The organism is Deinococcus sp. KSM4-11, assembly GCF_004801415.1.
In the GTDB taxonomy this organism is placed as follows: domain Bacteria; phylum Deinococcota; class Deinococci; order Deinococcales; family Deinococcaceae; genus Deinococcus.
The window spans coordinates 18112-43537 of the sequence record NZ_SSNX01000001.1 but is presented as its reverse complement, the minus strand read 5'-3'; the positions used below and the strand labels follow the sequence as shown (position 1 = coordinate 43537).

The following is a 25426-nucleotide window of genomic DNA, read 5'->3' as shown; positions in this document are numbered from 1 at the left end:
CAGTCCGGTCTATCGCGTGCCGGAGTACCCGCCGGAGCATGCGGCCCCGCGTTCAGGTGCGGTGGGGCCCTGCTCGTACTTGTCGAGGAAGGCCTTCAAACGGCTGTCGTCGGCCTTGTCGACCTTGAGCTGCGCGCCCCACGCGCTGATCACGACCGGGCTGGGCAGGCCGTCGTAGGGACTGAGCAGGGTGTACGGGCGGCCATCCACCAGTTTCTTGAGGGTGTCGACCTGCGCGGCGTCCAGGGTCGGCTGGTACGTGATCCAGACCGCGCCGTGCTCCAGGCTGTGCACCGCGTACTCGTTGTACAGCGGCTGCGAATACACGCCGCAGTTCTGCCAGATGGGGTTGTGTGCCCCGCCGGCCGGGGGGGTCTCGGAGTACACCAGGGAGCCGCTGCGGTGGTCACCGGCCGGGTACGTGTAGGTCTGGACGCCCTCGATGCCCTTGGAACCGCAGGCGGTCAGGGGCAGCAGGAGCAGCAGGGGGAACGCGGCGCGCATCATCCCGTCCAGGGTACCCCACCGCCCGTGAGACCTATTCGCCGCCCTCGGCCCTCGCGGCGTCGACCGTGCCGTCCAGCACCAGGCCGGGCGGGCGGCCCTGCGTGAACCCGCTGCCCAGCAGGTCGACCTCCTGGCGATCCGGAACGAGGTCACCCTTGAGGCCGCGCTGTGCCAGCACAGGCACGAAGGCGTCCATCACCTCTGGCTCGCCGTGTACCAGCCACACGTGCGGGGTGCCGGTGGTACCCAGGAAGGCCAGCAGGTCGTCCTGATCCGCGTGCGCGCTGAAGCCGCCGATGGTGTGCACATGGGCCTGCACGGCGATGTCCTCGCCCATGATCCGCACGTGATCCGCGCCGGTCACGATCCGGCCCCCCAGCGAACTGGGCGACTGGTACGACACGATGATCAGGGTGGTGCTGGGCTTCCAGAGGTGATGCTTGAGGTGATGCTGGATGCGTCCGCCGGTCATCATGCCGTTGCCCGCCATGATGATCGCGGGGCCATCGTAGCGGTTCAGGCGCTGCGACTCGGCGCTGGTGGGCACCACGTGCAGCGTGCTGGGCCGGAAAGGGTCCTCGCCGGCGCGCAGGGCGTCTCGTACGGGGGGGATGAGTTCGTCGCCGAACTCGAAGTACTCGTTGGTGGCGCGGGTCGCCATGGGGGAATCGAGGAACACCGGGATGCGCGGCACCTCGCCGGCGTCCATCAGGTGCTTGAGGGTGTACAGGATCACCTGGGCGCGCTCGATGGCGAAAGTGGGAATCAGGATCTTGCCGTTGGCACGCACGGCGGCGCGCAGCGCGTCCCGGAACTCGGTCAGGGTCTCGTTCCACGGACGGTGGCTGCGGTTGGCGTAGGTCGTCTCGATGACCACCGCGTCCGCCTCGGGGGGCGGCGTGAAGTCGATCTGCAACCCACTCTCGCGGTTTCCGAGGTCGCCCGACATGATCAGGCGGCCCTCACTGCTCTCGATCACCAGGTACGCGCTGCCCAGAATATGCCCGGCCCGCTGCGGCGTGACCTGGAGGCCCGCCACGCTCGTGGTCTGCCCGAAGTCCAGGTCCGGGCGCAGCAGGGCCAGGGTGCGGTGCACGTCCGCTTCCTCGTACAGGGGGGGCAGAATCTCGTGTTCACGGCCCTGACGGCGGGCGTGGCGCAGATCCATGCGGTAGCCGTCCTCCTGCAACCTCGCGGAGTCGAGCAGCACCGTCTCGGCCAGGGCGGCGGTGGGCGCGGTGCAGTGGATGGGCCCCTGGTAACCACCCTTCACGAGCAGCGGCAGCCGCCCCACGTGGTCCAGGTGCGCGTGCGTGAGGATCACGCCGTCCAGGCCGCGCACGTCGAAATCAAAGGGCTCGCGGTTGCGGGCCTCCATCTCATCGCCGCCCTGGAACAGCCCGCAGTCGATCAGCACCTGCTTGCTGCCGCCCAGCGTGAGCAGGTGCATGCTGCCCGTGACCGTCAGGGCCGCGCCGAAGCTCTTCATGTGCATGCCCTGGAGTGTACCCCCCTACACGATCCAGCCCGAACAGACTAGACCGGCGGCGCTGTCCTGCCAGTCACCCTTGCCTTCTCCGCAAGCGGTGCAATTCGATACCAGGCACGAAGGACGTCAGCGTGCGGTATGCCTGCCCAAAACGCTGGACTTCCGCCCAACGTTCGGGTTGGCCCTGTGAATAGCTTTCCGATCAATGCACGCCTCCAGGGACGGCGGCCCACTGGATTCCATGGCCCCTGACCGCACCACCGCCCAGTGCGCCACAATGGGCCATGCGCAGTGAGGAACAGGCGGTCATGCGGGCCCTGCACAGCCGCCGACAGGGGGCCGTCCTCGCGTACCACGGCCCGGCCGGGGTCGGCAAGACCCACGCCGCACACGACCTGCTGCGACGCGCAGGGACGCGCGCGCATACCCTGCCGGCCACCCTGCCGCTGGCCGACTGGCCCGCCCGGCTGCCCCCGGCCCGTGCGCTGCCCGGCTGGGCCGAAGCGGCGCTGCGCAGGCTGCCGGACGGAGATGGCGCGCTGGGTGCGCTGGCCACGCTGATCGCCGCGAACGCGCCGGTGGGCGTGGTCGTGGACGACCTGCACGACGCGACGCCCGCGCAGGCGTCGGCGCTGCTGACCCTGGCGGAACTGCTGGGCCGCGCCCGGGGCGTGGCCCTGCTGTTCACGACCCGCCACACCGTGCCGGAGGGCCTGGCAGCCTGCGCGGTCGAGCCGCTCGGCGCGGAGGCCACCGCCGCCCTGTGTGCCGAGGAACTCGGCCCGGCCCTGCCGCCGGAGGTGTGCGCGTGGGTGCACGGGCGGGCGCGCGGAAACCCGCTGTTCACGCTGGAATACGTGCGGTTCCTGGTGCGCAGCGGGCATCTGTACAGCGACGGGCAGCGCTGGCACTGGCGCGCGCCGGACGAGGCCCGCCTGCCCGGCCGGATCGAGGCGCTGATCGACCTGACGCTGGAACGCGCCGGGCAGCACAGGGCCATCATGGACGCGCGGGCGTGCGTGCCGGACGCGCCGCAGGACGTGTGGGCGCACGTGGCGAATCTGAGCCCGGAGGCGCTGGAGGCGGGCATTCATGACCTGCGGCAGCAGGGCCTCCTCAGTGGTGAGCATGGAACGTTCAGCCACCCGCTGTACGCGGAGGTGCTGCGTGCCCAGGTCACGCCGGATCTGGCGCGCACCCTGGCCCGCCGGGCACTGGAGGCCTACCGGGACGACCCGCTGCGGGCCGTGGCCTTCCTGGACGCCGCGCAGACGCCACCCGCCGAGGCGGCCACGCTGCTGGAACGCGCGGCCGAGGAGGCCCAGGGGCGTGGCCTGCACGCCCAGGCAGGCGCACTGCTGGCCCGCGCCAGCGACCTGACCACACCGGAACGCCGGGCGGTGCTGGCCGGGCAGGCAGCTGGCCTGCTGCAGGGCAGTGACCTCCCGCGCGCGCTGGAACTCGCGACCCTCGCCCTGCGGGAGCCCACGCTAGCCGCGCAGATGCTGCCGCTGGCCGCCACCCTGAGCGCCAGGACGGGGGGCCGCGCGGCCCTGGACACGTTGCTGGACGTCCAGCCGCCCGGCGTAATGGTGGAGGGCGCGAGGATTCTGGCCCTCCAGAACATCGGGGATCACACGGGCGCCCTGACCCGCTGGGAGGCCCTGAACGCCGCCGGGCAGGCCGCCGCGAGCGTCGCGGTACGGAGCGCGGTGGCCATGGCCCTGCTCGGCACCGGCCGTCGGCACGACGCCGCGCGGGAACTGAGCGCCCTGCTGGCCGGCCCGCTGAGCGAACCGGAGCGGCAGCGGCTGCTGGGCGTGCAGGTCATGCTGCTGTTCCACCAGGGCGAGTACCGCGCCGCCGCCGATCAGGCGGCCGAGACAGCGCGGGCCATGCAGGGAACCGGCAACGAGGTGGGGGCGAGCGCGCTGTGGCACAACCGCGCGGCCTTCCTGCGCATGCTGGGCGAACTGGAGGAGGCGATGGACAGCGTGCGCCGCGCCCTGGACGCCCGCCGCCGCCTGGGCGACGCGCGCGGTACCGCCAGCAGCCTGGGCATGCTGGCCGAGCTGCACCTCGAACGCGGTGAACTCGACCGGGCCGAGGACGCGCTGAGCGAGGCGCAGGGCAGCCTGACATACCTGGACGGCGCGCACTTCCTGCTGAACAACCTGGGCATGCTGACTTCGCTGTACACGCTGAGCGACGCGCCGCTCTCCGGGGAACTCGCGCTGCACCACGCCCGGCGGGCCCTGCGGCTGGCAGGCGAGCTGGACAATCCGCGCCTGCTGGTCGAGACGCTCGCGGACGCCAGCCGCGCCTACGCCCGCGCCGGACAGGGAGCGCGCGCCCTGGAGCTGGCCGAGCAGGCCCAGCAGCGGGCCGCGACCCTGAGTGCCGATCCCCGCACGCTGAGCCGCAACGGCGTGGCCAGGGGGCTGGCCCTGGACGCCCTGGGCCGCCGAGAGGAGGCCCTGGCCGCGCTGGAGGCCGCCGAGGCCACGGCGCGCGAGCACCTGGGAGACTACGAAGCGAACCGCGTCGCGCTGGAGAGCGCGCGGCTGCAAGGAGATCGGGGACGGCTGGAGACCCTGGCGCGGCAGTTCGAGGAGCGCGGTCAGGGACTGGGGGCGCTGCTGGCCCGCCGCGCCCTGGGCAGTCCCCTGGCCCCGGCGGGCGAGGTGCGCCTGCGGGTGCTGGGGCCGCTGGAACTGGACGGTGTGGCCGTTCGCGGCGAGCTGCGCCGGGCCCTGCTGCTGCGGCTGCTGGAGGCCCGCCTGCAGGGCCGCGCCGAGGTCACCCGGCTGGACCTGGCCGACGACCTGTACCCGGGGCGGCCGGAGGCGCAGGCGCTGGGCGCGCTGAAGCAGGGCGTGGCCGCGCTGCGGGCGGCGGCGGGCCACGCGGTGATCCTGACCACACCGGGCGGCTATGCCCTGGGCGAGGTGCCCAGCGACGCGGCGGCCTTCCTGGCCCGGCCGGCCCTGGGCCTGTGGCGCGGCCCGCTGCCCCCGGAGACCGGTGAGGCGCTGAGGGAGGCGCTGCACGCTGCCCTGCTGCGGGAAGCCCGCGCAGCCCTGGACGACGATCCGGCTGCCAGTGCCCGCGCCGCCCGCCTGGTGTGGGAGGAAGACACCCTGGACGAGGCAGCGCTGGCCCTGACGCTGGAGGGCCTGCGCCGCAGCGGCAACCACCGCAGCCTGTCGCGGCTGTACAGCGCGGCGCGCGAGCAGCTGGCCGCGGTGGGCGTGGCCCTGCCGGAACGCTGGCAGGAGTACCTGGGCGCCCAAACGGCCTGACGGTCAGCAAGTCACAGGGGCTGGGGTTCCGGCAGAATGGGGCTGTGGCCTGACCGTTCCCTCACCCGGTGGGCAGCACCGTGTATGCAGGAGGTGGAGGGATGACTGGGGTGAACCGGGGGGTCACGTACAGATTGTGTCCGAGGTGCGGGCGCACGCTGCCCAGTCACAGTGAGGAGCGGTACTGCCCGCACGACGGCACGCGGCTGGTCGGACAGTGCCCGGCCTGCCACGCCGACATCACCAGTCCGTACGCGCGCTACTGCACCCGCTGCGGCCGGAACCTGATCACTCCGGGGGGAGAAACGACATGAGGGAAGCGAACACACAGGGCAAGGGACACCACAGACGCACGCTGGGCCTGGGCCTGCTGCTGACCGCCACGGCGCTGGCGGCGGGGGCCATCCGGATCAGCATCAACGGGCGCGTGGTGCCGGGCACAGTCGTGAACATCGGCGGGCAGAACTATGTGCCGGTCAGTGCACTGAGCGCGGCCGGCTTCAAGGTCAGCACGGCGGGCGGCACGCTCAGCATCACCACGACGGCGGGCATGGCGGCGGCCGGGAACGGCACGGTGGCGGGCGGCTCGCAGCAGCTCACGGCGCTGTCCGGCTGCCTGAACCAGACCCTGTTCAACGGCGTGTGGCGCGTGAAGTTCAGCAACCTGCGGCTGGTTCCCGAGGACAACTCGGGGCGCTGGACGCTCGATCTGGAAGTGCGCAACGGCACCAGCAAGATGATGACCGGCGCGGACGGCATGCTGATGGCCGACAGCACCCACATGGCCTTCCTCGCGGCCGACGGCACCCCCATGAACTGGGGCACCACCGACGAGCTAAACGGCCAGAAGTTCACCTTCAGCCAGCTGCCTCCCTCCGGGGTGTGGCGCGGGGTCGTCACGACCATCGACGGCAATAACGCCAGTGCGGGCCGCCCGCCCACCAAGCTGCTGTGGCGCGTCGCGCCAAGCGAGGGCGGCGATTTCGCCAAGGCGCTGCCCTGGGGCGTGAAGGATCCCAGCTTCCGCATCGACCTGACCTGCACGCACTGAACGACCCTGCTGCCGCGCCGCGTCCGTCCTGACGGCACCCGCGCCTGGTTCGTCCTTCACCCCATGCCCGCCCGGTTCACGCCGGAGCGGGACGGGCCTTCACGCCCAGGGAGACCATCATGTCCAGTCGTCATACCCTGATGTTCACGCTATCCGTCGCCCTGACGGCCCTGCTCTCCGCGTGTGGTGGCGGCAGCACACCCGATCCGAGCCTCCAGGCGTTCTTCCAGACCCAGCCGAGCTTCGATGACAACGTGCCGGCGGGCGCGCAGACGATCACGCCGCAGGAATTCCGGACGCTGGTGCAGGGCGGCGCGACCGCGATCACGCCAGAGGACCTGGCCCGCGAGGCCGCCGCCCAGAAGGCCCAGGACGACCAGGACACCCTGGACGCCACGCAGTACATCGGCCAGTTCCCGGAATTCGGGAATCTGCTGAGTGGCCCGGACGCCTCGGCCATCAACGCGGATGGCGATCACCGCCTCCTAGTCGATACGGCGGGCGGCGCCAAAGCCGTGACGCTGCTCGGGAACGCGTTCGGGCGGGCCAGTCTGGCCACGCACGCCCGCACCTTCCCCACCCGTGACAACCAAGCGCGGCTGTACACCCAGCTGTACCCGGACCTGCAACAGGCGCTGGGGTTCTCTCCTACGCAGCTGGGGCTGCCCTCCCCGGACAGCGTGACCAGCCTCGATCAGGCGGCGATCGTGCGCTACAACAAGGCGCTCGGTGACGTCCTGATCAATGACCGCGCCTCCATCGCCAATCTGAAATACCTGCTCGACCCGGCGAACCTTGAGGTGGGGGCGGCAGACCAGCTCGACCGCACGCAGACCGGGGCCTGCGAAGCGCCGACGGCCACAGGCATCTACAAGAACTTCGACTGGCCGCTCAAGAACCTCACGACCACCGTGAAGGATCAGGGGCAGCGCGGCACCTGCTGGGCCTTCGCGACCGTCGCGGCCCTCGAAGCCGAGATCGCCCGGCGTGACCACAAGCTCGTGAACCTCTCCGAGCAGGATTACGCCGCGAACCGCTTCATCACCTGGGCCCCGCGCACCTACGGGGACGGCGGCGATCCCATCTACATCGCGCAGAAGGCCAGCGCCGCGAACTACACCTTCGCGCTGGAGAAGGGCTGGCAATACAACAAGAGCAACAGCCGCCAGTCGAACGACAAGACCCAGACTTACACGCACTCCTGCGACGGCTACCAGGACGCCACCCACCACGTCGGGCCGTGCTCGGACACGAACTTCCAGGGCTACCTGCTGACCGTCCCCTTCGGCGGCCACGTGTACGTGATTCGCAGCCTGCCGAACACCGGCAGCCCGAGCGGCTACCGCATGCAGTCGCCCACCGACTTCTGGGATCAGGGCGACAAGGATCGGTCGATGGTGATCCTGCTGCTGCGCTCCGTGCTGGGCCACCCGACGACCATCACACTCGACATGCGTTACGTGAAACCCACCGCGAACAGCGCTCCGTCGCTGTCCAACATGAACCCGGACGCGAACGGGTACGCGACCCGCCAGACCATGCAGAAGAAGGCCGACGGCACCGACGACTTCGAGCTGGATCACGTGATGACCGTCACGGGCTTCATCTCCAGCCAGAACCTGCACCAGACCGTGCCCTCGGCCCCCATCGCGGACGATTACGGGTACTTCATCGTGAAGAACTCCTGGGGCGACTGCTGGGGCGACCAGGGCTACGTGTACCTGCCGTGGACGTGGGTGAGCACCTTCGTGGGACAGGCCAGCACCGGCATCCTGCCGCAGTAAGCCGCGTCACTGATTCTGCGCGTGGCGGGCGCGCCGCTTCTTCCCGCCAGGAGCCTCCATGATCCATGTTCCGTTCCGTCCGGCCCTCCGCCCTCTCCTGGCCTTGGCGTTCGTCGCCGGCAGCGCGGCGGCCCAGGAGAACATCGGCAAGACCAGCGCGCCTCTCAGCGTCCAGCAGTCCAGCCTGTGGCCCTCGGCACAGATCGGCGTGTGCTGGGAGAACCCCGGCAACGACCTCGCCGAACGCGGCTGGGTGCACGACGCGGTGCAGCGCACCTGGGAAGCCGCGTCCGCCGTGCGCTTCATCGGCTGGGGCAAGTGCGCCGCGAACTCACGCGGCATCCGCATCCAGATCATCGACAACCGCTCGCATACCACGGCACTCGGCACGGGCATCGACGGCGTGCAGAACGGCATGCAGCTGAATTTCACCTTCATGAACTTCAGTACCAGTTGCCAGAAGACCCGCCAGTACTGCATCCAGGCCATCGCCGCGCACGAGTTCGGGCACGCGCTCGGCATCGCACACGAGCAGAACCGTTCCGACCGGTTCGACTGCGACCAGGACCATCAGGGTACCGAGCCCGACTGGACCGTGACGCCCTACGACAAGGTCTCGATCATGAACTACTGCAACCCGAACTGGAACGGGAACGGGCAGCTCAGCGACCTCGACAAGATCGGCGTGAACGTCCTGTACGGCAAGGGGAGCACGCCGGTTCCTGGCAGCAGCCCTGAGATCGCCGATTACCCTACCTTCAACCTCGAACAGTTCGAGACGATGTATGTCACGCCCCAGGGGGCGCTGGGCCTGGTGTGGAAGGTCAACAACTCGTGGTGGAAGGGCCCGATCACGCTGTCGGGGCCTGGCTTGCTGCCGCAGGGCGCCCGCATCTCGATGGTCGCCTACCCGCTGAACAACCAGCTCGAGGCGTTCTACGCGGCCAACGACGGCGCGATCTACGTGACGTACAAGGCGAAGAACGGCGCGTGGTCGAACCCCATCCGCCTGACCGCCCCGAACACCATCCGCCCCGGAGGTGACCTGCACGCCGCGTTCTACCCGCTGAACAACCAGCTGGAGGTGCTGTACCTCGGCAACGACGGCGCCCTGCACGTGCTGTGGAAGGCCCAGAACGGCGCCTGGAACGCTCCGGGCACCATCAGTCCGGCCAACCAGGGACCGTCGGGCGGGGGCGTGAGCGTGGTGTTCAATCCGCAGGGCAACCAGTTCGAGGCGATGTTCGCCGGCAACGACGGGGCCATCCGGCTGGCATACAAGGCCCAGAACGGCGCGTGGGTGCCGCCGGGGGCGATCTCGGCGGCGAACGTCACCACGCCCGGCGCGCGGATCACCCTGACCTATTACCCGCTGAACAACCAGCTCGAGGGCTTCTTCGTGGACAACCGCGGGCAGGTGAACGTGATCTGGAAGGCCCAGAACGGCCGGTGGAACCCGCCCGCCGCCATCACGCCTCCGCAGACCGGCGTGCCCGGCCGCAGCATCGTGGCGTCCTTCTACCCGCTCAACAACCAGCTGGAGGTCGCCACGGTCGGCCCCAACGGCGCCGTGAACCTGACGTGGAAGGCCCAGAACGGCAGGTGGAACGGGCCCATCGCGATCTCGAACCCTGGCGCGGCCACGCCCGGCAGCCCGCTGGCGATGCGCTACCAGACCATGTCCAACCAGCTGGAGATCTTCTACACGGACCCGTCTGGCCTGCTGAACCTGATCTTCAAGGCGCAGAACCGCGCGTGGAACGCACCCTTCCGGCTCTGACGACCGCCACCCGGTCACCGTTCTGGCGGCGGTGACCACCTTGCCTCGCGGCTTCCGACCTGCCCCCACGGGTGAAGTGGAGGCAGATCTTCATGTGCCCTTGATTTTTCAAGCGGATCTGACGGGCGGGGTGTACGTTCGGGCCATGACGCAGACCCCCTCCTCCTTCCAGAAGATCCTCGTGGGCGTGGACTTCTCCGACGCTTCCCGGCTGGCGCTCCAGACGGCCCGCACCCGCTTTCCCGGCGCTCAGCTGAAGCTCGCGCACGTCACGGACGCCCGCGCCGGAGTCACGCCGGATCTGATGGGTGGCGTGACTCCCACCATGCCCGATCCGTCGCTGCTGGACGCACTGGAGGACGCCGACGCGGGCGTCATGTCGCGGCTGGTGCAGCCGGGCGAGGAGACCGTGCAGCTGGTCGGCGATCCCCTGACCGGCATCCTGGACGCCGCCGAGGCCTGGGGCGCGGACCTGATCGTGGTGGGCACGCACCAGCAGGGCCTGCTGGAACACTTCCTGCTGGGCAGCACGGCCGAGAAACTGGTGGCCCGCAGCCGCATTCCGGTGCTGACGGTTCGCCACGGCTGACGTGCCCAGCCTAGGAAGACGAGGTCCGCCGTGAAAGTCGGCGTGGTCGGGGCGGGTCTGGTGGGCGCGACGGCCGCGTACGCCATGGTGCTGCGCGGTTCGTGCAGTGAACTGCTGCTCACGGACCTCGATCCAGCCCGCGCGCAAGCGGAAGCGCAGGACATCGCGCACGCCAGCCCGGTCAGTCACGGCACCCGCGTCGGGAGCGGTGCCCTGGCCGAGCTGGCGGGCAGCCGCGTGGTGGTCGTCGCGGCGGGGGCTAACCAGCAGCCCGGCGAGTCCCGGCTGGCCCTTCTGGGCCGCAATGCGGCGATCTTCCGAACCCTGCTGCCGCAGGTGGCGGCCGCCGCCCCGGACGCCGCGCTACTGATCGCTACGAATCCGGTGGATGTCCTGACCGACCTGACCGCGCGGCTGCTGCCGGGCCGCGCGGTGCTGGGATCCGGCACGGTGCTCGACAGCGCCCGCCTGCGCTGGCTGACCGCCGAGCACGCTGGCGTGGATGCGACGCACGTCCACGGAGCGGTGCTGGGCGAGCACGGCGATTCGGAGGTCATCGCGTGGAGTTCCGTGACGGTGGCCGGCCTGCCCGTAGCCGCGTTCATGGCCGCCCGGCAGCGGCCCTGGACGCCGGAGATCCAGGCCGAGATCGAGGCGGGCACGCGGGGCGCGGCGGCCTCGATCTTTCAGGGCAAGCGCGCCACGTATTACGGGATTGGTGCGGCCCTGGCCCGCATCACGGAACGTATTCTGGCCGACCGGCGCGCGATCCTGACCGTCAGCGTGCCCACCGAGGCCTTCGGCGTGAGCCTGAGCCTGCCGCGCATCGTCGGCGCAGCGGGCGTGATCGACACGGTCATGCCCGAGCTGACCCCCGCCGAGGGGCAGGCCCTGGAAGCCAGTGCGGGCGTGCTCAGGGCGGCGAGGTCGAGCCTGGCGGAGTGGTCGTCGGCGTAGTCGAAGGGGTGGAACCGCCCTGAGCGGTGTCCGTGCCGGTGTCGCCGTCCTGGAATTCGCCGGTGATGGTGCCGCCCTCGGCCTTCACGGCGTACACCTCGTTACGGTCGAGGTCGTAGAGGATCATCCCTGCTGTCAGGGTATCGCCGCCCTTCACGCTCTGGGCCGGCTGATCCGGCGTGCCGATCAGGCGCGCGAGGTTGCGGGTGTCGTCGTACTCGACGCGGGCGGCCCGGCTGACCCGCCCACCGGCCGAGTTCAGCACGACGTTCCCGACCAGCGTCGTCTTCTCCTGATCGACGTCCACCTCGATCTTGTCGCTCTTGCCGGTCAGCGGATCCGTCTGGTTGGGGCGGTTGAAGGTGATCGGCCCGTCGATCCGGGCGATCCCGTCGGTCTCGTCGTACACGAGCGACTGGCCCTTCAGTTCGGTCTTGCCCTGCGTGACGAACACCGTGTCCGGCGCGGGCTTCGGCGTGGCCTGAACGCCGCACTTCGAGAGTCGGTCCGTGGCCCCCGCCGGCGCGGCATCTAGGAACTGGGCGGTGCCGGCGCTGGCCTCCACGCGGCCGTCACTGCCGTCCTGCCCCTCCTTGGGTTGCTGCTGCGTGACCACCGCGAGCGGCACGCGGATCAGGTTCTTGTCGATGGTGATCTCGATGCCGCCCTTGCCCGTCTCGCTGAATACGGCGATGTTCGGTGCATTCTCAGGGTCGCCGTCTTGCGGACTGCAGACCGTGAAGATGCCCGTTTCATCGCTGGTGCCGGTCCGCACGATCCGGATGCGGCGTTCCTTGCCGTCCTTCTGGCCCTTGCGCACCAGTTCCAGGCTGGCGTTCTCCGACCCGGCATCCGGTGACGCCGTATCGGGCGCGGTTGTGTCGGTGGGCGTGGCGGCCGGGGCGGGCGCCGCAGGAGAGGTTGCCGGGGCCGCCTGGTCCGCCGGCGAGGCCGTCTGCTGCGCGCGCGCGAGCGGCAACACGCCCGTCAGCGGGCCACCCAGCAGCGCCAGCGTCAGGAGGGCGGCCGTGGATCGCCGGGGAAAGGCCATACGCGAGTGTAGCGCCGTGCCCACCTGCCTTTACTGCTCGCTGCGCAGCGTGAACTGATCCACGGGAATCTTGTACGCCGAGTTCAGCACCCGCACGCGCGCCAGGTCCGTGCGTTGCTCCAGGTAGCCGCTGGCGGGGGCGCGCAGCGTGACCTTGGTCTTGCTGTCCACGCTCACGGCGTTGCCGACCACGTAGGCCACGTTCTTCTTGTCGTCGTAGTACACGGCGTCGCCGGTGGTGGTCGTGGTGCCCTGCACGAGCTTGACGTTGCCCTTCACGTACAGCGTCTTCTCCTTGGTGCGGGCCCGGACTTCAGTGCCGCTCATCACCAGTTCCTTCTGGGCGCCCTTCGCGGCGCGGGTCAGGCTGGGTGTGCCGGTCAGCTGTGCGAGTTCCTTGTCCTCGTCGAACACCAGTTTGTCGGCCTTGCCGGTCTGGGTGCCGTTGGTCAGGCCCACGCTGCCCGTGCTGGTCGAGACATTGTTGTCCACGTCCAAGCTCATCTGGGTGGCCTGGATCGCCACGGCGTCACCGTCTTCCTTGTTGGCCGGCACGAAGGTCGCGCTGGGCGTGCCGGTCATGATGCCCTGCCCGGTCACCTCGGAATACGCGAGCTTGTCGCCCTTGGCGGTCAGGCGTCCACGGGTCACGACCACGCTGCCCGTGAAGTCCGCGGTGCGTTTGCCTTTGGCCTCGATCAGTAGCGTGCCGGCGGGCGCGGACATGACGGCCTGCGACGCCTCGATGTTCAGGGTGCTCACGGTCGCCTTGACCGGACTGCCCGTGAAGGTCAGGGGGCCCTTGCGCAGGTCGCCGCGCGGCCCACCCTGGATGGTGATCAGGCGCTTGGTGGTATCGGCCGCCTGCGCGAGGGCGGCGGTCGTGACGAGCAGGCTGAGGAACAGGGCTTTTTGTTTCATGGGGATCTCCTGGGGATAGACGGTGGGATTCAGGTACCGGTCACGCGCTTGCCGTTCACACAGCGTTCCGTAGTGTCTAGATTCGAGGTGAAGTTGGAATGCGCCGGATCGGACTCCTCAATGCTGAAGCCGAAGGTCATGCGCAGGTTCTCGATGTGGCCGCTGAGCAGCGGCGAACTCAGTTCGGCCACGGGTGCACTGAACCCCTGACCCTGCTCGATCTTCACGGGCGAGTCCGGCGTGCCCCGAAGATCGATGTCCGCACACTCGTTCACCAGCGTGATCTTGGCCTGACGGGTGGTCATGTTGTCCTGATCGTCGATGGTGAGATCCTGCGTGTCCAGCCGGGCGTCGAGGGTCTGACGGCCCGTGAGGGCGTTTGTCTTTGGATCACGCTGCTTCACGAGCCGCTGGCCGCCGGACAGGCCGGTCAGGTGCGTCTCGCCCGCCACGGGATCACTCGTCACCTGCTGGGCCGCGAATGACCACACGGCGTCCTCGTCCCGGCTGGGATACAGGCGGAACTTCACGCCACTCAGGGTGGCGCCCGTCTGGCTGCCCGCCGTCGTGCCGGACGGCAGGAACGCAAACAGCAGGGCGAACCCCAGAATGACGAGAAGGGCGTAGAGACCGGCTCTGGGCACGCGGGCACTTTACCGCGCGCCCTTCATGAGAGTGGTGGGGCTGGAGTGGGAGGCCCGGTGGACGACGTGCGCCCCCGTCGGGGGCCTTTGTCCGGGTTCCTGCCTGCGCCGGTGTGGGATCAAGCGGCCACCGGAACGGGTAAAGGCGAATTCAGCATTACCCTGGCGGGCATGATCGACACGCACACGCACCTCGACTACCTGGATGATCCCGCCAGCGCGCGCGGCGAACTGGGCCTGAGCGCCCTGGTGTGCATCGGGGCGAGCCCCGAGCATGCCCGGAACGCCGTGACCCTGGCCGAGCAGTTCGGTGACGTGTACGCGACCGTCGGCCTGCACCCCACCGATACGGACGAGGACAGCCCCGAAACCCGGGCCGCCATCGAGCTCCTGGCGTGGCATCCCCGCGTGGTCGGCGTCGGTGAAAGCGGCCTCGACGATTACTGGGACGACACGAAACGCGCCGCGCAACTCCTGGCCTTCGAGTGGCAGCTCGATCTCGCCCGCCGCACGGGCAAGCCGCTGGTCATCCACACGCGCGACAAGCAGGATCGACAGGCCGCCCACCAGGGCGTCATGGAGGTGCTGAGGGCGTGGCCGGACGTGCCGGTGATCCTGCACTGCTTCTCCGGGCACGGTGGCCTGCTGAAGTTCGGCCTGGAACGCGGCCCTCACACCTTCTTCGGCTTCGCCGGGAATACCACCTACAAGAACGCCCGCGAGATCCACGAGGCCGCGCAGGCGCTGCCGCTGGATCGCCTGCTGCTTGAAACGGACGCCCCCTTCCTGGCCCCCGTGCCGAACCGGGGCAAACCCAACCGGCCCGGCTACGTGCGGCACACGCTGAACTTCATTGCGCAGCTGCGCGGCATGAACGCGGCCGACCTGGAAGCCGTGACCGACGCGAACGCCCGCCGGGTGTATGCCCTGCCCGACCCGCCCGCCGCCCCGTCCGGGGCATGATGTCCACGTGATCGAGTCCACTGCACCTGTCCCACCCCCCCTCTCTGAAGCGCAGGTCGTGCTGGACGTGATCCGGCGCCGCCGAACCGTAGACATCGCGCTGCTAAGGCCCGATCCGGTGCCGCGCAGGGTGCTGGAGGCGATCCTCGCTGCGGGCACCTGGGCACCCACGCACGGGCGCACGCAACCGTGGCGGTTCACGGTCTTCACCGGGGCGGCCCGCGAGCGGCTGGGAAACATCTTCGCGCAGGCCTATGCGGCCGGGAGCGCGCCGGATCGGGACAGCGAGGCGGCCCTGGCGGCGCAGCGGGCCCGCGCCCTGAAAGCCCCCGCGTGGATCAGCCTGGAACTGCATGTGCCCGCAACATCGAAGTTCCCGTTGTGGGAGGAACAGGCCGCGCTGGCGTGTGCGGCGCAGAACATGCTGCTGGCCGCCACGGCCTTCGGCCTGGCGAGCAAGTGGGCAAGTGGAGCGGTGATGATCAGTCCGGTGACGGCGGCAGCGCTGGGAGCACCAGCCCTGATGGGCTTCATCTACCTCGGCTCTCCCGCCGGGGAGGCGCCGGACAGTTCGCGCGCGCCCCTCAGCGAGAAGGTCACCTGGGCGGAATGATGCCGGGGACGCCGCTCATGTCCTGCCCCTGAGAAGGTGCCTGCTGTTCCCGGCAGCTCTCAGCGGCTGATGTCGTAGCCGGTCACCGTCTGCACGCCGTGCGGGTTCGTGGCGGTGAGCGCCTGTGTCCGGTCGTACAGGTTCCATCCGGCCGACACCTTCAGTTCCGGCAGGCCCTCGCTCTCGCCGGGCAGGAAGTCCGGAATGCTGACGGCGGGGATGGTGCCGCTGACCGGGCTGTACACCAGCCACTCGCGGTTGCGCGCGAAGGTCTCGCCCAGTGTCAGGCGGGCGTCGTTGTTGGCATCGTTGAAGGCCACCACCTGATACACCCCCGCCAGGTTCGGCAGGGGCGGGCTGGGCAGGTCAAAGCCGAACGCCCAGGTGCCATCACTGTTTGCCACGACGTTCTGCGCGATGGAACTGTTGGTACTAACAGCCACCGGAAAGCCCGTACCGACCAGGGCCAGGCGCAGGTGAGGCGCCGCGCCCCAGTCGCCGGCCAGCGTGCCACTAAGGCGGTAATCGGCTGGAGCCTTGACGGAGGTCTGACCGCACGCGGCAAGGATCAGGGCAGGCAGGACAAGGGCAGATAGACGGTGAGGACGCATGCAGATAGGGTACCCGAGCGGATCGCAAGGCAGGTGAAGACCACTCTCAGGCAAACGGCAGGTTGTGGGCAGTGCCGACCTGGCAAATGACATCAATGAGGAAAAGCTTCATGAGGACAGGGTTGCCGGACGCTGAGAACGGTTGCACGGAGCGTAAACGGACGATAAGCTTGCCCCCATCACGACCACAGCTTAAGTCCGCCTTAAGCACCCGACGTTTCCACGGCACGCGATCACGGCACCCTCTACGCCGGATCGTCTCGTGTCTCTCGCTCAATTCACTGTGAAGGAGTGGCCATGAACCGACTGTACGCCCTGTCCCTGATCGTCCTGACCGGGGGGCTGCTCAGCAGCTGCGCTCCCTCCGACCACACCCCACCGACGGTTAGCGTCAGTGCGAGCCCCACCCCCCTGCTCGTTCCAGGCGTCGCGACCTTCACGGCCACGGCCACCGATGCGGGCGGCATCGCGAAGGTGGACTTCTACGACAACGGCACGCTGGTTCAGAGCGATACCAGCGCTCCCTACAACGTCACGAAACCCTACGCCGCGACCGACGTGGGCGATCACACCATCGAGGCCCGTGCCTACGACAAGGCGGGCAATCTCGCCAAGGCCACTGCGACCCTGAGCGTGACGGCCACCGATGCCAGTGAACCCAACGACACCACGGACAAGGCCACTGCCCTGGCCATCGGTGGCGGGGCCAGCGGCGTCATCAGCGGGAAGAACACCGACCACGACTTCTACAAATTCGATGCCGCGGCGGGCGACATGCTCAAACTCACCGTGCAGAGCGTCAGCGTCAACGCGGCCAGCACCCTCGACCCGTATGTGATGATCCTCCTCCCGGACGGCAAGACCGTCCTCGAAAAGGACGACGACAGCGGCAGCGGCCTGGAATCCGAGATCCGCTTCAACATCACGGACGCTGGCACGTACTACGTGATGGTCACCAGCTCTGCCATCCACGACAACGACGTCAGCCCCACGCCGGTTGCCAACTTCAAGGACGATAAGGCCACCAACACCTATCAGGTTGCCCTGACCCGCCGCTGAGGGCCTGTCCACCCGCACGCCCTGCTTCTCGTCCCTGCCTGTCGTCCATTCAAGGAGAACCGTCCGTGAAGAACACTGCCACCATCCTGTCCGCCATGAGTCTGGCCCTGCTGCTCGGGGCCTGTGGCTCCAGCACTCCCCGCTCCAGCACGACCCCTGCCACACATACGGGCCAGCGTCCAACCATGGACATGACCACCGCCCTGTCACCGAAAAAGTGGTTTGTGGAACTTGCCGGTGATCCCACCTCTCTGAGCAGCCTGAGCATTGGCAGCCAACAGGCCACGTTCCGTGCCCAGGCTGCGCAGCGAGGCATCCAGTATCAGGAACTCCAGAGCTACCACACGCTCTTCAACGGATTCACTGTTCTGGCCACGCAGACGCAGCTGAACCATATCTCCACGCTTCCTGGCGTGATCGGCGTGTACCCGGTACAAATGGTTGCCAATCCACGCAAGGGCATGGTGCAGCCGCTGAACCTCCAGCCACTCGACGTGTATTCCGGAAGCATGATCGGTGCCGATGTCGCCCAGAACGAATACGGTCTGACAGGAGCAGGCGTCAAGGTCGGCGTCATCGACACCGGCATCGACGCGGGCCACCCGGCCTTCACAGGACGCATCGTGGCCGGGTACGACTTCGTGGGGGACAAGTACGACGCGGGTGGGACAGGCGACGCCCTGGTGCTCCACCCCGATCCCACGCCCAACGACTGCGCGGGGCACGGCACGCACGTGTCGGGCATCATCGGCGGGAACGATCCCACCACCGGCTACAAGGGCGTGGCCCCTGGCGTGAGCTTCGGCGAGTACAAGATCTTCGGCTGTGACGGCACCAGCGGTGACGACGTGATCCTGCTCGCTATGGAGAAGGCCACCGCCGACGGCATGAACGTGGTGAACATGAGCCTGGGCAGCGGGTTTGGGGGCTGGTCCGAGACCCCGCTGGCCCAGGCCGCCAGCCGGATGGTCAAGAAGGGCATCGTGATGGCCATCTCGGCCGGGAACGACGGGGCGAGCGGAGTCTATTCCCTGGGCACTCCCGCCTCGGGCGACAACGTGATCGCCGTGGCGTCCGTGGGGAACACCAAACTCGACCTGTCGAGCTTCACCATCACGCCCGACGGCAGCAAGGTCGGGTACTTGCCCGCCGACGGCGCTCCTGCCCCCGGCACCACCACCGCGCTGACCATCACCAAGAAGGCCGGCAGCACCACCGCCACCACGAACGACGGCTGCACGGCCAGCGGAGCGTTCCCGGCCGGCAGCCTGACGGGCAAGGCTGTCCTGATCCGGCGGGGCGGCTGCACGTTCTACGAGAAGGCCAGCAACGCCCAGAAGGCCGGCGCGGCCGCCGTCATCCTGTACAACAACGCCTACGGGTACCTCTCCCCGACCGTGGTGCCGGCTGCCGGCGATCCGGCCATCACCATTCCGGTCGTGTCCATCTCCGCGACGGACGGCGCCAAGATTGACGGCCTGATCGGGGCGGGCGTCACCGCGAAGTTCAACGTAGGCACCACCACGGTCGACAACCCGAGCGCGAACACCATCGACTCCTATTCCTCGTACGGGATGACGCCAGAGCTGGAATTCAAGCCGGACATCGCCGCGCCCGGTGGGAACATCAAGAGCACGTGGCCCCTGAGCCTGATCGCCAGTGGGTACAACACGATCAGCGGGACGTCCATGGCCTCGCCGCACGTGGCCGGTGCCGCCGCCCTGATGTTGCAGGCACGGCCGTCCCTGGCCGCCAAGGACATGCGCGCGCTGCTGATGAACACCGCTACCCTGCGCTATTTCCGCGCCGCAGACGGCACCATGAATCCGGCCGCGCCAGACTACGTGCAGCGTCAGGGCGGCGGCATGGTGAACATCGTGGGCGCGTACAACTCCACGGTGCAGGCCACGCCCGAGAAGCTCAGCCTGGGCGACAGCAGCACATTCACCACACGTAGCAAAGTCGTGGTGTTGAAGAACAGCAGCGCGACCGCGCAGGTGTTCACCGTAACGCACGTGCCCGCCCTGACGCTCGGAGGCACGACCCTGGCGCCCAAGCCCAGCACGGTGTACGCCACGGTGAGTGTGAACGGTACCAGCGTGGATGGCGGTTCGGTGCAGGTCACGGTGCCCGCCATGGGTGAAGCCGAACTGAATGTAGTGGTCACACCCCCCAGTGGTGCCCCGGACAAGTCGCAGTACGGCGGCTACCTATCCCTGAGCAGCACGGCGGGCAGCAACATGACCATTCCTTACAGCGGCTTCAAGGGCGATTACCAGAGCATTCAGGTGCTTGATGATCCCGGCCTGTATGACAGCGGCACGAAGACCGCCTACGCAGAAACAGATCCGGTCACGACGCCCATTGACTTCACGATGGCCGGTCAGGATCTACCACTGGTGTATTTCGTGCTTGACCATCAGGCACGCACCCTCCGAATGGACGTGCTCAACAGCACCGGAGCCACGGTGGGCAACTACTTCACGGAGCCCTACTGGTCCAGGAGCCCCAGCACTGCGGATTACTACCAGATCCCCTGGGACGGCACCCTGAGTGACGGTTCAAGCGTGCCCAACGGCACCTACAAACTGCGCCTGAAGGTGCTCAAGGCGCTGGGTGATCCGAGCAACCCGGCCGACACTGAGACGTACACCAGCCAGTCATTCAAGGTCGCTCGCCCCTGATCGGAGCGGCATAACAGGAGAGGCGGGCCAGTGCGGCCCGCCTCTCCTGTTTGACGAAGGTCAGAACTCGCTCAGTCCTTCATAACCCGTTTCAGGATCGCCTGAATCACCCCGTCCAGGTCGAGCGGCCCGGTGTCGATGACATGGGCATCCTTGGCGGGGGCACTCTGCACGCGGTCGAGGTCATCCCGGCGGATCAGGGCGGCCTCAATGGCGTCGACGTCTTCCGGGCGTTCCTGCGCGCGGCGCTGGGCACGGACGCGGGGGCTGGCGGTCAGGTAGAACTTCGCGGCGGAGTGCGGGAACACGTTCGTGCCCATGTCACGGCCCTCGGCCACAAAGGGCGGGGGCACCTGCCGCAGCTGCTCGTTGACCCAGGCGCGCACGCCGGGCAGCACGGCCACGACGCTGACGCCGTGGTCGACGCGGGTGGAGTGCAGGTCGTCTGTCAAGTCGCGTGTTCCCTGCCACACGCGGTTGCCTTCCGCGAGCGGTTCCAGGCGGATCGGGTGGGTCTTCAGGGCGGCGAGGACGGCCGGTTCATCGTTGAGGTCGGCATCGTCTTCCAAGGCGAGGAGGGTCGCGGCACGGTACAGCAGGCCACTGCTGAGGTACGGAATGCCCAGAGCGCGGGCCACGCCGGAGGACACGCTGGATTTGCCACTGGCGGCCACGCCGTCGATGGTGACGATCTGGGAAGGGGCGGAGGCGGAGCGTCCTTGCATCAGGGCGCAGTGTAGCCGCCTGCGCCCACCTTTGGGTGGCCGTACGCCCTCACGCGGGGCCGCTAGACTTGGACGGTCATGAAACACGCTGCCCTGATCCTCACCGCGCTGCTCGCGCTGACCGCCTGCCAGAAGAAGGCGGCGGACACCTCGACCACGCCGTCCACGACCAAGCCGGACACCACGACCACCACGCCGCCCGCCACGACCAAGCCCGCCGTGACGAAGGCCGGGCCGATCCCGGCCGGGTACACGCTGGTGCCACCCCTGAGTGCCAAGCCGGTGCGCACTTTCAAATCTGAGCCGGACTACGCCCTCCAGGACGGTAAGGATTACTACGCGCTGATCGACACCAGCAAGGGTCAGCTGCTGGCCGACCTGTACGAGCAGGAAACGCCGGTCACCGTGAACAACTTCGTGTTCCTGGCCCGCAACCACTTCTTCGACGGCATCCGGTTCCACCGCGTGATCGACGGCTTCATGGCCCAGACGGGCGATCCCAAGAGCGTGGACATGGCCACCAAGGCCGAGTGGGGCACGGGCGATCCCGGCTACAAGTTCGCGGACGAATTCCGCACGAAGCTGACCTTCGACTCGCCCGGCATCCTGGCCATGGCGAATAGCGGCCCGGCCACGAACGGCTCGCAGTTCTTCATCACCTTCGTGCCCACCACGTTCCTGAACGGCAAGCACACCATCTTCGGGAAGGTCGTGACGGGCGACGCGCTGCTGCCGAAACTGACGCGCACCATGGATCAGAACAACACGGACATCGCGGGCGCGGTGGCCGACCAGATCATCAGCGTGCGGATCCTGACCAAGAACTGAGCGCAGGATCACGGGGCCGGAAGGGGTGGCACTGCGCCCTTCCGGCCGCTTACATGAGGGTTTTTCCGCATGAATGCGCCACTATGCGGATGCGCCATGCCCGTGCACGCTCTAGCCTGAACGCATGATGGCCGAACCTCACCTCGACACGCCTGGCCGAAGTTCTCCCGGCCGGCATTCCACCCTGGGCGTGCTGCGCACCTACCTGGGCCCGCTGAAATGGCAGGTGCTGGGCCTCGCGGCGCTGCTGCTGGGCGCGGTGGGCCTGAACCTGCTGCTGCCGCAGCTCCTGAGCCGCTTCGTGGACAACGCCAAGCTGGGCCGCGCGGCCGATCCGGGACTGCTGGTGCGGCTGGCGGGCATCTACATCGGGCTGGCGGTAGGCGTTCAGCTGCTGAACGCCAGCGCAACCTTCGTCGGCGCGCGGGTCGGCTGGACGGCCACCAACCGCCTGCGCGCCGACCTGATGGCCCACCTGCTGTCGCTGGACATGCGTGAGCACAAGGAACGCACGCCCGGCGAGATGATCGAACGCATCGACGGGGACGTGACCGCGCTGAGCAATTTCTTCTCGCAGTTCGCGGTGCGCGTGTTCGGCGCGGCGCTGCTGCTCACGGGCGCGCTTTTTATGTTCTACAGGGTGGACTGGCGCGTGGGCCTGGGTGTCACGGCGTTCACGCTGGTCACGCTGGCCGCCATGAACCGCGTGCGGAAGCTGGGCGTGGAACCCACCCGCCAGGAACGCGAGGCGAGCGCAAAACTGTTCGGCTTCGTGGAGGAGCGCCTCTCGGGCCTGGAGGACATCCGCGCGCTGGGAGCCGGGGGGCACCATCTGAACGCCTTCCTGCGCACCCAGCGGGAGTTCTTCACCCGCTCGATCCGCTCGTGGCGGCGGCGCAGCGTGGTGTGGCAACTGAGCATGATCCTGTTCGCGGTCGGGTACGTGGGTGTCCTGGCGGCGGCCGTGGGCCTGTACGCGGCCGGGGCAATCACACTGGGCACCGCCTTCCTGATGTACCAGTATATGAGCATGGTCGAGGAACCCATCGACCAGCTCACGCAGCAGCTTCAGGAGTTGCAGAAGGCCGGCGCGAGCCTGGGCCGGGTGGGCGAGATCCTCGCGCTGAGCAGCGGCATCGTGGACGGTGCGCAGCCCCTCCCGGCCGGCGCGCTGGCCCTGGCCTTCCGCGACGTGGAGTTCACGTACACCCCGGACGACCCCGAGTCGCGCGGCGTGCTGCATGACGTCAGCTTCGTCCTGCCGGCCGGACAGACGGTGGGCCTGCTGGGCCGAACCGGCAGCGGCAAGACGACCCTCACCCGTCTCGTGTCGCGCCTGTACGACGCCACCGGCGGACAGGTCACGCTGGGCGGCGTGGACGTGCGGGACGTGCCCCTGAAAACCCTGCGCCAGCGGGTCGCGGTCGTCACGCAGGACGTGCAGCTCTTCCAGGCGAGCGTGCGAGACAACCTGAGCTTCTTCGACCCCACTATTCCCGACGACCGCGTGGAGGCCGCCCTGCACGAGGTCGGGCTGGACGCCTGGCTCGCCCGGCTGGAGAACGGCGTGCACACGCCCCTGCCCACCGGCAGCCTCTCGGCCGGAGAGGCGCAGCTGCTGGCATTCGCGCGCGTGATGCTGCTCGATCCGGCCGTCATCATTCTCGACGAGCCCAGCAGCCGCCTCGACCCGGCCACCGAGGGCCTGCTGACGGCCGCCATGACGCGCCTGCTCGCCGGGCGCACCGCGATCATCATCGCCCACCGTCTCGATACGGTGGCCCGCGCCGACCGGATTCTGGTGCTTGGCGACGGGCACGTGCTGGAGGACGGCGACCGCGCCCATCTGGCCCGCGACCCGCGCAGCCACTACGCCGAACTGCTCCGGGCCGGCGTGCTGGACGATGCCGAGGGGGTGCTTGCATGACGACCGTTCCCTCAGCCTCCAGACCGACCCGCGAGCGCACCTTCGCGCTGTCGCGGCGCCTCTTCGCGTATAAACCCTGGCTGTTCGCGTTCAACCTGCTGATGTGGGGCATGATTCACGCGTCGCCCGCGCTGCTGACCCTGGCCGTGAGTCGGCTGTTCCAGGCACTGGAGCGCGCCGAGGGCCTCAAGGTCGCCGGGCAGCCGCTCGACCCGGCCATTGCCGCCGCGTGGGTCGCGGTCGGATGGTTCGCGTTCGTGCGTTCCAGCCGCATCGGCATCTTCTACGGGGGATTCCGCGCGTGGATCGAGCTGTGGTACACGCTGGACGCCCTGGTGCGCCGCAACCTGATGGGCTACCTGCTGACCGCGCCCCGCTCGCGCCGCCTGCCCGACACACCCGCCGAGGCGGTCAGCCGCTTCCGGGACGACGTGGACGACGTGGCCGGCTACACCGAAGTCTGGGTGGACGGTGCGGGCTTCGTGCTGTACTCCATCGTGGCGATCACGCTGATGGCGCGCGTCGATCCGCTGATCACGCTGCTGGTGTGCGCGCCGCTGCTGCTGATGGTCGCGTTCGTGCAGCGGCTGTCGCCCACCATCCGCACGTACCGCCGCCGCATGCGCGAGGCGACCGCCCGCGTGACCGACTTCATCGGCGAGACCTTCAACGCCGTGAGCGCCGTGAAACTCGCCGCCCGCGAGGACGGCATGGTTGCCCACCTGAAGCGTCTCGGCGAGACGCGCCGCCACGCCGCGCTGCGTGACGTGCTGCTCACGGAACTGATCCGCGGCGTGAACACGAACATGGTGAACCTGGCCGTGGGTCTGGTGCTGCTGCTCGGCGCGAACAAGGTGCGCGGCGGCGCGCTGGACATCGCGGATTTCGTGCTGTTCATCGGCTTGCTGCCCCGCCTGACCGGCAGCATGGGCTTCTTCGGCGACGCCATTGCCCGGCACCGCCGCACCGGGGTCAGCTACGACCGCATGACCCGCCTGCTCCAGGATGCGCCAGATACGAAGATCGTCGAGCATCACGACGCCTTCCTCAGCGGCGAGCCCAGCGCTCCCCCCGCCGCTCCGCCCGCCCTGCCGCTGGAGGAACTGCGCGTGGCGCACCTGACCGCCATGCACGCCAGCGGCCTGGGCGTACAGGACGCTACCTTCACGGTGCGGCGCGGCGAGTTCGTGGTCGTCACCGGCCGCATCGGCAGCGGCAAGAGCACCCTGCTGCGCGCCCTGCTGGGCCTGATGCCCGCCCAGAGCGGCAGCGTGCAGTGGAACGGGCAGACGGTCGACGACGCCGCCACCTTCCTCGTCCCACCCCGCAGCGCGTACACGGCCCAGCTCCCAGGCCTGTTCAGCGACAGCCTGCGCGAGAACGTCCTGAGCGGCCAGGACGAACACCGCCTGGGCCGCGCTGTGCGCCTCGCCGTGCTCGAACCGGATCTCGCGCAGCTTCCGCAGGGCCTCGACACACCCGTCGGGGCACGCGGCGTGAAACTCTCCGGCGGGCAGGTGCAGCGCACGGCGGTGGCCCGTATGCTCGCCCGCGACGCCGACCTGCTCGTCTTCGACGATGTATCCAGTGCCCTGGATGCCCGTACCGAGGCGCAACTGTGGGACGGCCTGTTCACCGAGACCGACGCCACCTGTCTGGTGGTCAGCCACCGCCGCGCCGCCCTGACCCGTGCGGACCGGATCCTGCTCATGCAGCACGGAAAAATTGTGGACGAGGGCACCCTCGACGACCTGCTGGAACGCAGCGAGGAAATGCGCGCCCTGTGGGCGGAAGACGTGGGGTAAGCAAAGAAGCGAAGCGTCCCACCCTGCGCGCCCACCGAATGCCGTCGGGCGCGCAGCGCGCGGGCGGTGACGACGTGAACGCAGGTGGCGGGGACGCCGCCCAAGCGAACGAAGCCACCGCCAGGGCCAGCCGGAC

General features: G+C 68.8%; 21 protein-coding genes. 14 read left to right on the top strand and 7 right to left on the bottom strand.

The features are described from left to right. Window positions 1–9: 9 nt before the first annotated feature. Together E7T09_RS00195 and E7T09_RS00190 are read right to left on the bottom strand one after the other, a co-directional pair. The gene (locus E7T09_RS00195) at window positions 10–507 is read right to left on the bottom strand and encodes a DUF3105 domain-containing protein (RefSeq protein WP_370293582.1); all 498 of its coding nucleotides are present in this window, start codon (window positions 505–507) and stop codon (window positions 10–12) included. Window positions 508–538: 31 nt separating this feature from the next. Next, entirely contained in the window at window positions 539–2002 is a 1464-nt protein-coding gene (locus tag E7T09_RS00190) for an MBL fold metallo-hydrolase RNA specificity domain-containing protein (RefSeq protein ID WP_136387146.1), read from the bottom strand. A gap of 278 nt (window positions 2003–2280) precedes the next feature. Between E7T09_RS00190 and E7T09_RS00185 the strand changes: the two genes are divergently transcribed. The 7 genes from E7T09_RS00185 (at window position 2281) to E7T09_RS00155 (ending at window position 11459) form a co-directional block, all read left to right on the top strand. Beyond that, window positions 2281–5298 (top strand): tetratricopeptide repeat protein, encoded by a 3018-nt coding sequence (locus E7T09_RS00185; RefSeq protein WP_136387145.1) that lies wholly within the window; start codon window positions 2281–2283, stop codon window positions 5296–5298. 101 nt (window positions 5299–5399) lie between these two features. Beyond that, window positions 5400–5612, top strand: coding sequence for a zinc ribbon domain-containing protein (locus tag E7T09_RS22560; RefSeq protein ID WP_136387144.1), 213 nt, complete (start codon window positions 5400–5402; stop codon window positions 5610–5612). Further along, entirely contained in the window at window positions 5609–6349 is a 741-nt protein-coding gene (locus tag E7T09_RS00175) for a hypothetical protein (protein WP_136387143.1), read from the top strand. The genes E7T09_RS22560 and E7T09_RS00175 overlap by 4 nt, the downstream gene beginning before the upstream one ends. Window positions 6350–6468: 119 nt before the next feature. Further along, a complete protein-coding gene (locus tag E7T09_RS00170) occupies window positions 6469–8133 on the top strand; it encodes a C1 family peptidase (protein WP_136387142.1) in 1665 nt (554 codons plus the stop codon). A 58-nt stretch (window positions 8134–8191) separates the two neighbouring features. Next, on the top strand, window positions 8192–9913 hold the full coding sequence (locus E7T09_RS00165; RefSeq protein ID WP_136387141.1) for a M12 family metallopeptidase: 1722 nt from the start codon (window positions 8192–8194) through the stop codon (window positions 9911–9913). Window positions 9914–10058: 145 nt separating this feature from the next. Further along, window positions 10059–10502 (top strand): universal stress protein, encoded by a 444-nt coding sequence (locus tag E7T09_RS00160; RefSeq protein ID WP_136387140.1) that lies wholly within the window; start codon window positions 10059–10061, stop codon window positions 10500–10502. A gap of 30 nt (window positions 10503–10532) precedes the next feature. Continuing rightward, on the top strand, window positions 10533–11459 hold the full coding sequence (locus tag E7T09_RS00155; protein ID WP_136387139.1) for an L-lactate dehydrogenase: 927 nt from the start codon (window positions 10533–10535) through the stop codon (window positions 11457–11459). On the opposite strand, the gene E7T09_RS00150 is transcribed toward E7T09_RS00155, so the two are convergent. Genes E7T09_RS00150 through E7T09_RS00140 form a run of 3 tightly spaced genes read right to left on the bottom strand, consistent with a single transcriptional unit; the run spans window position 11416 to window position 14075 of the window. Then, entirely contained in the window at window positions 11416–12510 is a 1095-nt protein-coding gene (locus tag E7T09_RS00150) for an LptA/OstA family protein (RefSeq protein ID WP_136387138.1), read from the bottom strand. The two genes, E7T09_RS00155 and E7T09_RS00150, sit on opposite strands and share 44 nt — an antisense overlap. A gap of 30 nt (window positions 12511–12540) precedes the next feature. Next, on the bottom strand, window positions 12541–13431 hold the full coding sequence (locus tag E7T09_RS00145) for an LptA/OstA family protein (RefSeq protein ID WP_136387137.1): 891 nt from the start codon (window positions 13429–13431) through the stop codon (window positions 12541–12543). 29 nt (window positions 13432–13460) lie between these two features. Continuing rightward, window positions 13461–14075: a hypothetical protein gene (locus tag E7T09_RS00140; RefSeq protein WP_136387136.1), complete on the bottom strand. Its 615-nt coding sequence runs from the start codon at window positions 14073–14075 to the stop codon at window positions 13461–13463. A 171-nt stretch (window positions 14076–14246) separates the two neighbouring features. Here E7T09_RS00140 and E7T09_RS00135 point away from each other — a divergent pair, with 171 nt between their 5' ends. Next, the gene (locus E7T09_RS00135) at window positions 14247–15038 is read left to right on the top strand and encodes a TatD family hydrolase (protein ID WP_136387135.1); all 792 of its coding nucleotides are present in this window, start codon (window positions 14247–14249) and stop codon (window positions 15036–15038) included. A gap of 7 nt (window positions 15039–15045) precedes the next feature. Continuing rightward, window positions 15046–15651, top strand: coding sequence for a nitroreductase (locus E7T09_RS00130; protein ID WP_168734631.1), 606 nt, complete (start codon window positions 15046–15048; stop codon window positions 15649–15651). 59 nt (window positions 15652–15710) lie between these two features. On the opposite strand, the gene E7T09_RS00125 is transcribed toward E7T09_RS00130, so the two are convergent. Further along, window positions 15711–16262: a hypothetical protein gene (locus E7T09_RS00125; protein ID WP_136387133.1), complete on the bottom strand. Its 552-nt coding sequence runs from the start codon at window positions 16260–16262 to the stop codon at window positions 15711–15713. A gap of 297 nt (window positions 16263–16559) precedes the next feature. On the opposite strand from E7T09_RS00125, the gene E7T09_RS00120 reads away from it, so the two are divergent. Then, window positions 16560–17321 (top strand): Ig-like domain-containing protein, encoded by a 762-nt coding sequence (locus E7T09_RS00120; protein ID WP_136387132.1) that lies wholly within the window; start codon window positions 16560–16562, stop codon window positions 17319–17321. 65 nt (window positions 17322–17386) lie between these two features. Then, window positions 17387–20005 (top strand): S8 family serine peptidase, encoded by a 2619-nt coding sequence (locus E7T09_RS00115; protein WP_136387131.1) that lies wholly within the window; start codon window positions 17387–17389, stop codon window positions 20003–20005. Window positions 20006–20076: 71 nt separating this feature from the next. On the opposite strand, the gene cmk is transcribed toward E7T09_RS00115, so the two are convergent. After that, on the bottom strand, window positions 20077–20730 hold the full coding sequence (cmk, locus tag E7T09_RS00110) for a (d)CMP kinase (protein ID WP_136387130.1): 654 nt from the start codon (window positions 20728–20730) through the stop codon (window positions 20077–20079). Between the two features lie 78 nt (window positions 20731–20808). Between cmk and E7T09_RS00105 the strand changes: the two genes are divergently transcribed. From E7T09_RS00105 to E7T09_RS00095, 3 genes are all read left to right on the top strand, one after another. After that, window positions 20809–21558, top strand: coding sequence for a peptidylprolyl isomerase (locus E7T09_RS00105; RefSeq protein WP_136387129.1), 750 nt, complete (start codon window positions 20809–20811; stop codon window positions 21556–21558). A gap of 124 nt (window positions 21559–21682) precedes the next feature. Beyond that, the gene (locus E7T09_RS00100) at window positions 21683–23485 is read left to right on the top strand and encodes an ABC transporter ATP-binding protein (RefSeq protein ID WP_240741536.1); all 1803 of its coding nucleotides are present in this window, start codon (window positions 21683–21685) and stop codon (window positions 23483–23485) included. Then, window positions 23482–25290: an ABC transporter ATP-binding protein gene (locus tag E7T09_RS00095; RefSeq protein ID WP_136387128.1), complete on the top strand. Its 1809-nt coding sequence runs from the start codon at window positions 23482–23484 to the stop codon at window positions 25288–25290. The genes E7T09_RS00100 and E7T09_RS00095 overlap by 4 nt, the downstream gene beginning before the upstream one ends. The last annotated feature ends 136 nt before the right edge of the window (window positions 25291–25426 follow it).